At 68.4% G+C, this 12,776-nt stretch carries 12 protein-coding genes; 8 read left to right on the top strand and 4 right to left on the bottom strand.

The annotated features are described in order from the left end of the window. Positions 1-78 precede the first annotated feature (78 nt). Positions 79-573 carry a DUF1269 domain-containing protein gene (locus tag MST3598_RS10685; RefSeq protein ID WP_029258438.1) on the bottom strand — a complete coding sequence of 165 codons (495 nt, stop codon included), beginning with the start codon at positions 571-573 and terminating at the stop codon, positions 79-81. 259 nt (positions 574-832) lie between these two features. Between MST3598_RS10685 and MST3598_RS10680 the strand changes: the two genes are divergently transcribed. From MST3598_RS10680 to MST3598_RS10660, 5 genes are read left to right on the top strand one after another with little or no spacing between them, the layout of a single operon-like run. Beyond that, positions 833-2,326: an amino acid adenylation domain-containing protein gene (locus tag MST3598_RS10680; protein ID WP_136053493.1), complete on the top strand. Its 1,494-nt coding sequence runs from the start codon at positions 833-835 to the stop codon at positions 2,324-2,326. Next, complete coding sequence (locus tag MST3598_RS10675) at positions 2,311-3,645, top strand: hypothetical protein (protein ID WP_051670930.1); 1,335 nt, start codon at positions 2,311-2,313, stop codon at positions 3,643-3,645. The genes MST3598_RS10680 and MST3598_RS10675 overlap by 16 nt, the downstream gene beginning before the upstream one ends. A gap of 11 nt (positions 3,646-3,656) precedes the next feature. Beyond that, positions 3,657-4,427, top strand: a complete 771-nt coding sequence (locus MST3598_RS10670) for an enoyl-CoA hydratase/isomerase family protein (protein WP_081860076.1) — start codon at positions 3,657-3,659, stop codon at positions 4,425-4,427. A gap of 42 nt (positions 4,428-4,469) precedes the next feature. Next, positions 4,470-5,195: a response regulator transcription factor gene (locus MST3598_RS10665; protein ID WP_046398829.1), complete on the top strand. Its 726-nt coding sequence runs from the start codon at positions 4,470-4,472 to the stop codon at positions 5,193-5,195. Positions 5,196-5,200: 5 nt separating this feature from the next. After that, positions 5,201-6,331: a sensor histidine kinase gene (locus MST3598_RS10660; RefSeq protein WP_167254400.1), complete on the top strand. Its 1,131-nt coding sequence runs from the start codon at positions 5,201-5,203 to the stop codon at positions 6,329-6,331. 45 nt (positions 6,332-6,376) lie between these two features. Here the strand turns inward: MST3598_RS10660 and MST3598_RS10655 are convergent, their stop codons facing one another. Next, a complete protein-coding gene (locus MST3598_RS10655; RefSeq protein WP_029258432.1) occupies positions 6,377-8,287 on the bottom strand; it encodes a heavy metal translocating P-type ATPase in 1,911 nt (636 codons plus the stop codon). A gap of 138 nt (positions 8,288-8,425) precedes the next feature. Between MST3598_RS10655 and MST3598_RS10650 the strand changes: the two genes are divergently transcribed. The 3 genes from MST3598_RS10650 to MST3598_RS10640 are packed head-to-tail and all read left to right on the top strand — an operon-like array spanning position 8,426 to position 11,138. Further along, the gene (locus MST3598_RS10650; protein ID WP_029258431.1) at positions 8,426-9,847 is read left to right on the top strand and encodes a ferredoxin reductase family protein; all 1,422 of its coding nucleotides are present in this window, start codon (positions 8,426-8,428) and stop codon (positions 9,845-9,847) included. 14 nt (positions 9,848-9,861) lie between these two features. Next, entirely contained in the window at positions 9,862-10,326 is a 465-nt protein-coding gene (locus tag MST3598_RS10645; protein WP_021198004.1) for an FMN-binding protein, read from the top strand. Continuing rightward, positions 10,326-11,138 (top strand): FAD:protein FMN transferase, encoded by an 813-nt coding sequence (locus tag MST3598_RS10640; protein WP_029258430.1) that lies wholly within the window; start codon positions 10,326-10,328, stop codon positions 11,136-11,138. The genes MST3598_RS10645 and MST3598_RS10640 overlap by 1 nt, the downstream gene beginning before the upstream one ends. Here MST3598_RS10640 and MST3598_RS10635 read toward each other — a convergent pair. After that, positions 11,116-12,093, bottom strand: coding sequence for a sensor histidine kinase (locus MST3598_RS10635; protein ID WP_029258429.1), 978 nt, complete (start codon positions 12,091-12,093; stop codon positions 11,116-11,118). The genes MST3598_RS10640 and MST3598_RS10635 overlap by 23 nt on opposite strands. After that, entirely contained in the window at positions 12,090-12,767 is a 678-nt protein-coding gene (locus tag MST3598_RS10630) for a response regulator transcription factor (RefSeq protein WP_096359565.1), read from the bottom strand. Before MST3598_RS10630 ends, MST3598_RS10635 begins: the two co-directional genes overlap by 4 nt. Positions 12,768-12,776 lie beyond the last annotated feature (9 nt).

Genomic DNA, 12,776 nt, shown 5'->3' with positions numbered 1-12,776 from the left:
GGGTGTATCGCGAGCTGGACGCCGAGCACCGCGGGTCGGACGGAGCCAGCCACCGTGCTCGACGTCCGCGTGGATCGACTACTGCGCGCCTCCGAGGTCGTGGATGAGCTCCTTCTCGTCCTCGGCGGAGAGGGAGGTCTGGACGACCGTGCCCTGGAACGGCGCGAGTGCGGCGGCGAACTTGTCCTCGGTGATCTTCGTCGCGTACACGACGACGGCGGACTTGCCGGCGGAGACCGTGCTCTTCACCCGGTCGCGGAACTCCGCATCGATGCCGGTCTTGTCGAGGCCGGCGAACAGCGCGCCGAAGAGGCCGCCGAAGAGCAGTCCGGCGATCGGTACGAAGAACAGGAGGCCGATGAGCATGCCGAAGAGTGCACCGCCTGCGGCTCCGACACCGACGTTGCCGGCAGCGCCCGGATACTCGACCTTGGTCTTGCCCTTCTCGTCGACCTTCACGAGCGCGAGGCCCGCGAGCTCGACGACCAGGTCGTTCTGCAACGACAGGATCTCGTCGTAGGCCCCTTCCGCCTGGGGCTCGGAGTCGAAGGAGATGACGATCAGTTCGGCCATGGGTGAGTTCCCTTGTTCAGGGCTGAGTCGACCACCCTCAGCCGTTGACGACAGGAGGCCACTCCGCGGTGGCTCCCGCTCGAGGTCAGGCTAACCGTGCTGGACCCGCGAAACGCGGGCGTCATCGCGAATTCACCCGGGGGACCTTCGGCGATGACAGGGGATACGCAGGGAACTGATCACGCTCTGTAATGATTGCCCGCCGTCGTGGGAGGTCGGTCGAAAAATACTGGGCACACCGAAACGAAAGGTGTTCCCCGTGTCCGCTCCTGCTCCTCCTGTCGTATCCCCGTCCGCTCCGTCCGCCCGCCGCACGATCCTCGACATGCTCAGCCGGTGGATGTGCGAACAACCGCTGGCCGTCGCGGCCCGGCACGCAGGGCGGGAGCTGACATACGGAGAGCTCGATCAGCTGTCCGGCATGCTGGCGGCGGATCTCCGACGGAGAGGCGTCGGGAGAGGTGATCGGATCGGGATCTTCGTGGAGCGCGGATTCGAGATGGTGGTCGCCATCGTGGCCGCACTGCGGCTCGGGGCGGCGTACGTGCCCGTGGATCCGCGAATCGCCACCGAGGTCCATATGGCGCATGTGGTCGCCGTGACGGGCATGCGTGTCGTGCTCACCCAGGCGCGGTTCGCGGACCGCGTGACGTCGGCGACGGGCATCCTGGTCGTGCCGATCGAGCGCGCCCGCACCGCGGACGCGGATGCCTCTTCGCAGGAGACCGTCGCGCCACGCGCCGGAGATGAATGCGTGATCATCTTCACGTCCGGAACGACGGGTACGCCCAACGGCGTGCGGGTGACCCACCGCAACCTCGAGAACTTCCTGTTCGGAGGGCCCGGAGCGCTCGGCATGAAGCCCGGGACCGTGGTCGCCCAGATCCTCAACATCGCTTTCGACATGGCGGTCTGGGAGATCCTCGGCGCGCTCACCCACGGTGCCACGCTGCACATCCGCGGACGGGACTTCGCCGAGGCTCTGCGTGCCGCAGACGTCGTGATCGCGACCCCGTCGATCCTCACCCCGCACGACCCGCGACGGCTGGGCCGGTTCACCGCTGTCGCCGTCGCCGGGGAACGGTGCCCTCGTGCCCTCGCCAACCGCTGGGCTGCCGTGACGGATTTCTACAACTCGTGCGGTCCGACCGAGATCACGATCGTGAACACGATGCATCTGTGCACCCCCGATGAGGCGGATCCGCCGATCGGACGACCGATCCCGGGAACGACCGCCTACATCCTGGATGAGGGTGGCGCTCCGGTCGCCGACGGCGAGGTCGGGGAGATGTGGGTCGGGGGAGCGGGGGTCACCGCCGGGTACCTGGGAAACCCGCGTCTGACCCGCGACCGTTACCGACTCGACCCGTTCTCCGACGACGGCAGTCTCATGTTCCGCACCCGCGACCTCGCCCGATGGAATGCGCACGGAGATCTCGAGCACCTCGGACGCACGGACGACCAGGTCAAGATCCGGGGCTTCAGAGTCGAACCCGACGCCGTGAGCGCACTGCTCGAGCGGGAAGACTCCGTGCAGCACGCGGCCGTCCTCCCCACCGATGACCGCACCGCGCTGGTCGCTTTCGTGACTCCGGAGGACGCCGACGTGGAGGCTGCGCTCGCCCATGTGCGCAAAGCGCTGCCGTACTACTGCGTCCCCAAGATCGTCCATCTCGAACCGACTCTTCCGATGACGACGCGCGGCAAGGTCGACCAGACGGTGCTGAGGAGCCACGCATGGCGAGCAGCGTGACTCCCGAGACCCACGTGCGCCCCGCGGCGCTCACCGGGTGGCGGCTTCTTCTCACGCGTCCTGCACTGATGCCCTACAACAGGCTGGTGGTGCTGGTTCTCGCGATCAACGCCGTCGTCGCCGGGATCATCGCCACGACCCTGGCCTCGATGCCGCCGGCCGACGTCGCCACCCTCCTCATCACCATGAGCGGCGTGAACCTCACAGCCGCAGTGTTGATCCGCCAGCAGTACGTGATCAACCTCCTGTTCCGGCTCGCGACGAGCGTGCCGAAATCGGCGCCGCTGGCGGTCCGTCGACGTCTCGCGAAGGTCTACCACTTCGGTGGGATCCACGTCGGATCCGCGGTCGCGGCCGTGGCCTGGTTCCTGGGGGGAGCCGCCACCGTCGTCTTCAGTGATTCCTTCTCCGTGTTCTCGAAGAGCGTGGCCGTCGCCCTCGTCGCGTGCCTGGTCGGAATCCTCGTACCGGCGCTGCCTCCGATCCGCCAACGCCGCCATGACTTGTTCGAGATGACCCATCGCTTCGGAGGATGGTCCGCTCTCACCCTCTTCGCCGTACTCACCGTGGCGCTCGCCGCCGATGCCGCCGACTCCGCCGGCGCTGCGGGGATCGGACGAGTCCTCGCCGCGTCGCCGTCGTTCTGGCTGCTGCTGGTCATCGTGCTCAGCGTCGTCGCACCGTGGCTGCGGCTCAGGAAAGTGCCCGTCCGCATCGCGACGCCGTCGTCTCACGTCGCACTCGCGGACTTCGATCACGGCGTGCGTCCCTTCGCCGGTTCGTCCACCACCCTGGCGCGGCATCCGCTCGGCCAGTGGCACTCGTTCGCGAATGTCGTCACCCGCGACGAGACCGGCTTCCGGCTCACCATCTCGCGGGCGGGGGACTGGACCGGAAGACTCATCGACGACGCGCCCTCGCATGTGTGGACACGAGGGATTCCGACGGCGGGCGTGGGAAACGTGGACAAGCTCTTCGAGCGCGTCGTGTGGGTCGCGACCGGAAGCGGGATCGGCCCGTGCCTGCCGCACCTCTTCGCCGACACCACGCCCTCGAAGCTCGTGTGGGCGACCAGAGAACCGGAAGCCACCTACGGCGACGATCTCGTCGAGTCCATCCGTGCCTCGCACCCCGATGCCGTGATCTGGAACACCAGCGAACAGGGGCGCCCCGACCTCGTGGCACTGGCGCTCGAAGAGTTCACCTCGTTCGACGCCGAAGCGGTGATCTGCATCTCCAACCAATCGACCACCCGCCGGGTCGTCTCCGCGCTGGAAGCCCTCGGGGTCCCCGCGTACGGGGCGATCTGGGACTCCTGAAAGGCCTTACCGTGTCCGCACTGCTCATCAGCTCCGAGGGGACCACCCTCACCGTCACCCTCGACCGCCCCGCTCAGCTCAACGCCATGGGCATCGACGAGCTCGATGCCATCCGGCAGGTGTTCACAGAGCTCGCCGAGACGGTGCCCGCGGATCGCCCCCGCGCCGTGGTCGTGCGTTCGACCGGAACACGCGCGTTCGCGGCCGGGGCCGACATCGCCGAGATGGCGGCCGCATCGTCCGACTCCGGTGAGCGCATCAGCCGCGCCGGACAGGCGGCCATGGACAGCATCGCCGCCTGCCCCGTGCCGGTCATCGCCGCCGTCGACGGTCACGCGCTCGGAGGTGGGTGCGAACTCGCGGCCGCCTGCGACCTCGTGTACGCCACGGCGAACTCGCTCTTCGCGCTGCCCGAGGTCGGGTTGGGCCTGATCCCGTGCTTCGGCGGCACGTATCGTGTTGCCGCCCGGATCGGCGACGGCCGGGCGCGACGCATGGCCCTGACGGGCGAGCGGGTGACGGCCGCGACGGCGGAGGAGTGGGGTCTCGTCGACGCCGTGCTTCCCGACGCCGATGGGCTCGCCGCTGCGGTGGGCGGTCAGGCGCTCGCGTTCAGCCGTGCGTCGAGGAGCGCGCTCGCCGCCGTGAAGGCCGCTTTCGCGATGCCCGCGCCGCTGCGTGCGGTGGCGGAGCGCACACTGTTCCGGGACGCTCTGGCACACGCGGACGGCCAGGAGGGCATGGCGGCGTTCCTGTCGAAGCGCGCCCCGTCGTTCCGCTGAGAGTGCAGGACTCTGTCGGCAACGACGACGTATCTTCGGAAGGTGCGCAGAACCGTGGAAGTGCAGTTGGCCGACCTCGCGAACGGCCGGGTGCTGGTCGTCGAGGACGATGAGGAGCTGCGCAGCATCCTCGTGGCCTATCTGCGTCGTGCCGGGTTCTCCGTCGAAGCGGTCGCCGACGGCTTCGCGGCGTTGGAAGCCGCGACGCTCAGTCCTCCGGATGTGGTGCTCCTCGACCGTATGATCCCCGGCGTCGACGGCGTGGAGATCTGCCGTCGTCTGCGCACCACGTCGAACGCTCCGATTCTCCTGCTCACGGCGATGGGGCAGCCGCATGAACGCATCGACGGCCTGGAAGCCGGCGCGGATGACTACGTCGTCAAGCCCGTCGCACCGCGCGAGATCGTGCTCCGCGTGATCCGGCTGTTGCAGCGGACCGCGCACCAGGGCGCCGGCGAGTCGCCGATCACCCTCGGACGGTTCCGCTTGACGCCGGCGATGCGGGTGATCCAGAGCGATGGCGTCGACCTGGAGCTGACAGTCCGGGAGTTCGAGCTGTTCGCTTTCCTCCTCCGCCACCCCGATCGGGTGCACTCGCGCGAGGAGATCGCCGGTGGAGCGTGGGGATGGGAGGCCGGGGACACCTCGGCTGTGGCCGTCAACATCCGTCGCCTCCGCCTGAAGGTCGAGCCCGATGCCTCCCGGCCGGTCGTCATCCGCTCGGTGTGGGGGCACGGCTATCTGCTCGACAGCGAAGGGACGAGATGAACGCGATGCTCCTCGAAACGCTCGGAGTCGTCGTGGCGGCGGTGATCCTGACCGGAGTCTTCGGGGCGGTCGCGCTTCGGCTGACCCGCAGGTACTCGATGCGCTGTCAGATGATGATCGTCGTGATGACGGTGGTCGTGGGGATGTCGGCATCCTTCGCCTTCGCGGCCTCTCGGATGCAGATCGAGGAGGACGATCTGCCGCTCATCCTCGGAGCGACGATCCTCGCCGGCTCGGGCACGATGCTGCTGGCGTGGCGCCTGGGCAACCGGCTGGTCGAGGAGAGCAGACGGATAAGCCTGCACACCCGGCAACTGGCATCGGGTCGTCCCCTCGACGACCACACGGTGGTGTCGAACTGGGAGTATCGGCAGATCGATCGAGAGCTCCACAACGCTGCGCGCGCGCTCCACGAGGCACGGGAGACGAATCTCCGGCAGGAGGAGGCGAGACGGCACCTCATCACCGGGATCTCCCATGATCTGAGGACACCGTTGGCCGCCATCGACGCGATCATCCGCGCTCACGAGGATGGGATCATCGAGGACCGTGTCGAGTTCACGACGAGGCTTCGCGCGCAGAGCAGTCGTCTCGGGGCGCTGGTCGAGGACTTCTTCGCGTTCTCGCTCATCGAGATCGATCGGGTGCCGCTGAGCCCGGAGCACCTCGATGTCGCCGATCTGGTCGGCGATGCCGTGGGAACAGCCCGTAATCTCGGCGCGACGGTGCACCTGGAAGTCGACGAGTCAGGCGACGTCACGGCCTTCGCCGATCCTCTCAGCATCGAGCGCATCTTGATGAACCTGCTCGCCAATGCGGTGCAGCACACCCCTGAGGGGACCGCGGCGACGGTCTTCCTGGAGGCCGATGCCGACGCGGTCAGGATCAGCGTGGAGGACCACGGCTCCGGCATGACCCCTGAGGCTCTCGAGCAGGCGTTCGATGCCGGATGGCGTGGCGACCTCGCCCGCACCCGGAGCATGGCCCCCTTGGCGACGAGCGGAGCCGGGCTGGGGCTGGCGATCGCGCGCGGACTCGCGGTGGCGAACGGCGGAACGCTGGAAGGTCGTTCGCAGAGTGGGGCCGGCTGCCGGTTCACCCTCACGCTGCCGCAGCGAAACCGTCCACATGGATGATCCGCCTCCGTCGGGTCGGTCGTCGTACGCGCAGGTCGTGACTCCTCACTCCTTGCGCTGCGGTGCCGGTGTCTCGGTCTTCAGCTGCGGACGGGCGGGCGCGGAGGCGAGCACCGTCGAGGGGCCGCTCAGCGCCCGCAGCGCGTACAGGATCGTCGCGAGATCGACGAGCTCCTGGACGAGTGCTCCGACCACCGCGGGGATGAGGCCGGTCATCGCGACGATCATGAGCCCGACGCTCAAGCCGATCCCGATCCAGATCGCGGTCAGGGCGACCCGCAGAGTGTGGCGACCGATCGACACCGCATCGACGAGCTTCGCCAGCGAGTCGACGAGGATCACGACATCAGCGGCATCGCCGGCAGCGGTCGCTCCCTTCGCGCCCATGGCGACGCCGATATCGGCGGCGGCGAGCACAGGGGCGTCGTTCACGCCGTCGCCGACCATCATGATCGGCCGCGGTTGGAGTTCGCCGGCGAGAGCGACCTTCTCGGGCGGAAGCAGCTCGGCGTGGATCTCCGAGATGCCCACCTGATGAGCCACTGATTCCGCCGTCGGCCCTACGTCGCCCGTGAGCATGACCACGCGATCCACCTCGTGCGTCCGCAACCACGAGACGACGGCCGCTGCTTCGGGCCTCGGGTGGTCGGCGAGTACGAGCACCCCGGCGAAACGGCCGTCGACGGCCACGTAGGCTGCGGCCTGACTCAGCTCCAGCGTCGCCCGCACGGTGTCGGGCGCGAGAGCGGCCACGTAGGCGGGCTTGCCGACGACGACAGCTCGACCATCGATCTCGGCGACGACACCGTTCGTGGCCTCCTCCCTGGCCTCTGTCGCGACACGCAGCGCGAGTCCGCGCGCGTCTGCGGCGCGACGGATGCCCTCGGCGAGCACGTGCGTCGAGTACTGTTCCGCCGAGGCGGCGAGTTGCAGGACCTCGTCCGCGCCGAAGCCGTTCGCTGGCCGGACATCGACGAGTTCCGGTCGGCCCTGCGTGAGCGTTCCCGTCTTGTCGAAGGCGGCCGATCGCACGCGCGCGATCTGTTCGATGACGGCGCCGCCCTTCATGATCACGCCTGTCTTCGCCGCGCGTGAGAGGCCTCCCAGGAATGCGACCGGGGCGGCGATCAGGAGAGGACAGGGCGTCGCGAGCACGAGGACCTCGGCGAAGCGCGTCGCGTCGCCCGAGATGGCCCAGGCTGTGCCGGCCAGGACGAGCGACACCGCGGTGAAGGGGATCGCGAAGCGGTCGGCGAGCCGCACGACCGGCGCGTGGGAGTCCTCTGCGGCGTGCACGAGTGCGACGATCTGCTGGTACTGGCTGTCTGCGCTCGAGCGAACGGCCTGGATCCGCACAGCGCGACTGCCGTTGATCGCTCCGGAGAGCACCTCCCCTCCGGACGCGCGGGCCACGGGCATGCTCTCGCCGGTCAGCGACGACTCATCGAAGGTTCCGGTCTCGGTGAGCAGCACGCCGTCGACGGGCACCACCTCCGACGGGCGCACGAGGAGCACATCGCCGATCGCGACCTCGTCGACGGGGAGATCCCTCACCTCGTCCGAATCCGCGGCCTGTGCGTGCACGAGCACGTGGGCGATGCGCGGAGAACGATCCAGCAACGCGGACAGGTCGCGCTTCGCGCGACGGCCGGCGAAGTCTTCGAGCGCCTCTCCGCCCGACAGCATGAGCACGATGATGAGGGATGCGATGTACTCGCCGACGGCGAGCGTCGCCACCATCGCGACCACAGCGAGGATGTCGAGACCCACGTGGCCGCGAAGCACATCCCGCACCATGCCGACGAGGGTCCAGACGACGAACGCGGCCACGTAACCGGTGGCGATCCACCGTCCGATGACGGCCGCGTCGACTGCGTGCAGGATGAGCACGCCGACGAACACGAGGACGGTGGTCGTGATCGCCGGATAGCGCCATAGCAAGCGGAGAAACCTCATGCTCCAGCTTCCCGCGAATCGGTGCGGAGTGCCACCGACGGGCGGCGGGTTCGGGTTAATCCCATGAAATCCCTGTGAGTGGACTGTGGCGAGGTCATTCTTAGAACCGTCTCAGAGCCCGGTCCCCAGGATGACCCCATGACCACTCTCACGAACAGACCCCGAGGTGCCCTCTCACCGGTGATCGGAGAGCACCAGAGCTCGGCCCACCGCCGCGCTCAGGCATGGCGGGCGAGAGCGATCATCGTCATCTGGGCGACGAGTCTTCTCGTCGTCGCGCTCTGGGTGGCCGGGGGAGGGATCGGTGCCGTCCTCGGAGCCGGCGGGGAGACCGTCACCACGCTGGGACGACTGACGGGTCTCGTCGCCGCCAACCTCCTGCTCTACCAGGTGCTCCTCATGGCGCGGGTTCCACTCTTCGAGCGCGGATTCGGCCGTGACGGCATCACCCGTATGCATCGCTTCGTCGGGTTCTGGTCGTTCTGGCTGATGGGCGCGCATATCGTTCTGCTCGTGCTGGGCTACGCGATCACCGCCGGCATCAACCCCTTCGTGCAACTGTGGGGATTCGTCTGGGACTACCCGGGCATGCTCCTCGCCACCGCGGGGACCCTGCTGATCCTGCTCGTGGTGGTCACCTCGATCCGACGCGCGCGCCGGCGCCTGCGCTACGAGTCCTGGCATCTCCTGCATCTCTACGCGTACCTCGGCGTGGGCCTGGCCCTCCCGCACCAGCTGTGGACGGGCGCGGACTTCCTCTCGTCGCCGCTCGCGACCGCGTACTGGTGGACGATCTGGGCGCTCGCGGCGGCGTCGATCCTCGTGTTCCGATTCGGTATGCCCGTGCTGCGCTCCTCGCGGCGTGCCCTGCGCGTGGCGAGCGTCGAACCCGACGGTGCGCGGGGAGTGACCATCCGCGTCGTCGGGCGTGATCTCTCGACCCTGGGTGCCCGTGCCGGACAGTTCTTCGTATGGCGCTTTCTCGACGGGCCGGGGTGGACGCGTGGTCACCCGTTCTCGCTCTCCGCTGCGCCAGGGAGCGAGCTCACGCTGACGGCCCGAGTGGTGGGGGACGGTACGCGCCGTCTGGCATCGCTCACACCGGGCACGCGCGTCATCGTCGAAGGACCGTACGGGGAGATGACGGGGGAGCGTCGTACCGGGGCGAAGCTGCTCATGATCGGTGCAGGTGCCGGGGTGGCCCCTCTTCTCTCCCTGTTGGAAGCCGAGGATTACGCGCCGGGGGAGGCGACTCTCCTCACCCGCGACTCCGTCGCCGAAGATGCACTCCGGCAGGACGCGATCGCCGACCTCGTCTCGCGTCGAGGAGTGCGGTACCTGCCCTTCATCGGTCCCCGGTCTTCCGGCCCGTCGAGCTGGATCGCGGCCAGCCACAGTGCTTGGAACGGTCCCGACCTGCTCCGCCACCTCGTTCCCGACACCGAGGCCTACGACGTCTTCGTCTGCGGAACCGAGACCTGGATGAAAGGGCTCACGCGCGACCTCGAGAGCGCCGGGTTCCCTCCGCACCGCATCCACTCCGAATCGTTCACCGTCTGACCAGGGAGGTAGCCATGAAGAAGATCCTGTATGCCGTGCTCGCGACGATCAGCGGGCTCGTGCTGCTGTTCAGCTATCGCACGTCGCTCGATGCGGTCATGCCGCACGACGCGACTCCTCCGACCACAGGCGCCGTCGGCAGCTCCGGGACGTCGAACTCCGGAGCGTCGGACTCCGGAGCGTCGGCGGGTACCGGTCTCGCCGACGGGACCTACACCGGCGCGTCGTCGCAGACCCGGTACGGACCGGTGCAAGTCAGGATCACGGTTTCCGGCGGACAGATCAGCGACGCGCAGGCCATCGATTATCCCGACGGCAACGGCCGGGACCGTCAGATCAACGGCACCGCGATCCCTCGGCTGGTTTCGGAGACTCTGCAGTCGCAGAGCGCGCAGATCCAGATGGTGTCGGGAGCCACGTATACCAGCGACGGCTACCTCTCGTCGCTGCAGAGCGCGATCGATCAGGCGCACAGCTGATGCGTGGCGCACCGGAGAGCACGCGGGTCTGGGTCGAGAAGATCATGGGCATCCCGATGAGCATCCACCTGATCTCCGCGGGAGATCAGGATGCTGTGGCGACCGAGGGGGCGATCAGAGCGTGCTTCGATGAGCTGCACGACGTGGACGGCATCTTCTCGACCTATCGACCGGACTCCGACATCAACCGCATCCGCCGAGGAGAGCTGTCTCTGGCTGACGCCGACCCGCGGGTGGCGTTCGCATCTGCTGCGTGCGAACGCGCGGAGCACGCGACCGGTGGTCTGTTCTCTGGGTATCGCGAAGGGTGGTTCGATCCCACCGGCTGGGTCAAGGGGTGGGCGGTCGAGGAGGCGAGCCGTCGCCACCTCGCACCGCTGCTGACCTCGGCGGTCGCGGTCGGGATCAACGCGGGCGGAGACCTGCAGCTGTTCACGGCGGACGGTTCGGATCGGCGGTGGAACGTGGGGATCGCTGATCCGCACGACCGCGGCCGGGTGCTCGCCACGCTCGACATCGCCAACGGTGCTGTCGCCACATCGGGCACTGCCGAGCGCGGTCACCACATCCTCGATCCGCGAACGGGCGCGCCGGCGACCGGCGTGGCGTCCGCGACCGTCGTCTCTGACGGCCTCGCGCAGGCGGACGTCTGGGCGACCGCAGCCGTCGTGGCAGGAGCTCTTGATCATTCCTGGATCGAGGCTTCCGCCTCGCGCACCGGCATCGTGGTGGACCACGAGGGGGCTGTCACGCGCTGGCTCGGTTCGACGATGATCGACGTGTGCGCTGTCAGCGGGACGCGGGAAGTGTGAGGAGGAAGGTCGTGCCGCGGGCGGTCGAACTCTCGACCTCGATGGAACCGCCGGCCCGGCGCGCGACATCGCGCACGAGCGAGAGTCCGAGGCCGAAGCCGCGCAGGCGCCCGCTCTCGGGCGGGCGGGCGAAGCGCTCGAAGATCTGATCCGAGGGGATCCCGGCGATACCCGGTCCCTCATCGGTCACACGAACGGTGACGTCACGCGCGTCCGTGCCGATGCGGATGGTGACAGCGCCGCCGGCAGGAGAGTGCTGTACCGCGTTGTCGAGCAGAGCGACGAGGACGCGGACCAGTGTCACCGTGGGGATCCGGGCTACGGCCCCGTCGTCGACGACGGTCACCGTGAGAGCCACCTCGTGCTCGTCCGCGATCGTCGAGATCGCGGCGACCGCCGTGGACGCTGCACTCGCCACTTCGGCCTCTCCGTCGTCATGGGACGCCCCCTCGGCCGCTATCAACAGGTCGTTCAGCACATCTCCCATGGAGTCTGCATCTCGACGGAGCTCGACCAGGCCGGGGCCGATGTCCTCACCCCGGTCGAGGCGTCGCTGAAGCACTTGGATGCGACTCGTCACCGTCGTCAGGGGCGTGCGCAGCTCATGGCTGGCATCGGCCACGAAGTTGCGCTGTCGGCGCAGTGCCTCACCCAGCGGGCGAACCGACCGTCGGGCGGCGACGGCGGCCACGATCCCCAGCAGCACGACGCCGATGACGCCCAACACGATCACCACGGGCACGACCACGTCGATGTCGACGATGAAGTCGTCGCGTGCACCGACGAGGCCGCCGAACCATCCACCGCGGTGTTCCTCCCCTTCCCGGCGGGAGGTGGAGAGGATCACGGTGATCAGGATCCCGATGCCCATCGCAACGATCACACCCGACGCGACGCCCACCCACAGCCCGATCGACAATGCCGCTCGGCGCACCCGCGCCGCGTCGTCGCTCATGAGGGCGCCCCCGCCCGGTACCCCCGTGCGCGCACGGTCTCGATCATGTCTGCGCTCGTCTTGCGTCGCACATAGTGCACATAGGTGTCGACAGAACTCGTCGTGTCCCCCTCGTGGAACACCGCGTGCAGGATCTCCTCCCGGGTGAACACATGCTCAGGGCTGGCCGTGAGCAGCTCCAGCAGGGCGCTCTCGGTCGCCGTCAATGCCACGCGATACCCCGTCGGGTCGTAGACCGCCTGGGCATCAGGGGCGAAGACCCACTCGCCCAGAGGCCTGCGCGCGCCCTGCGCGCGGAACGCTCTCCGCAGCGCGCGAAGGCGCGCCAGCAGTTCGTCGTAGTCGAACGGCTTCACCAGGTAGTCGTTCGCTCCGCCGTCGAGACCTGTCACGCGATCATCGACGGTACCGAGGGCCGTCAGCATCAGGACGGGCGTCGTGATGTGTGCTGTGCGCACCGCATGCACGAAGGCCACGCCGTCCATGCCCGGGAGCCTCCGGTCGACCACCATCACGTCGTAACGCCGACTCAGTGCGAGTCGCAGGGCGCTCTCGCCGTCCGGAGCGTGATCCACGTCGTACACGTCGCCCAGCACCTCCACCGTCAAGGCGGCGATCTCCGCGTCGTCCTCCACGTAGAGGAGCTTTCCGCGCGGCGCATCGGTCTGGTTCATGGCGGCCGT

Origin of the sequence: Microbacterium sp. TPU 3598 (genome assembly GCF_002356155.1) — a bacterium.
Lineage (GTDB): Bacteria > Actinomycetota > Actinomycetes > Actinomycetales > Microbacteriaceae > Microbacterium > Microbacterium maritypicum_A.
This window is presented reverse-complemented; position numbering and strand designations above follow the sequence as displayed.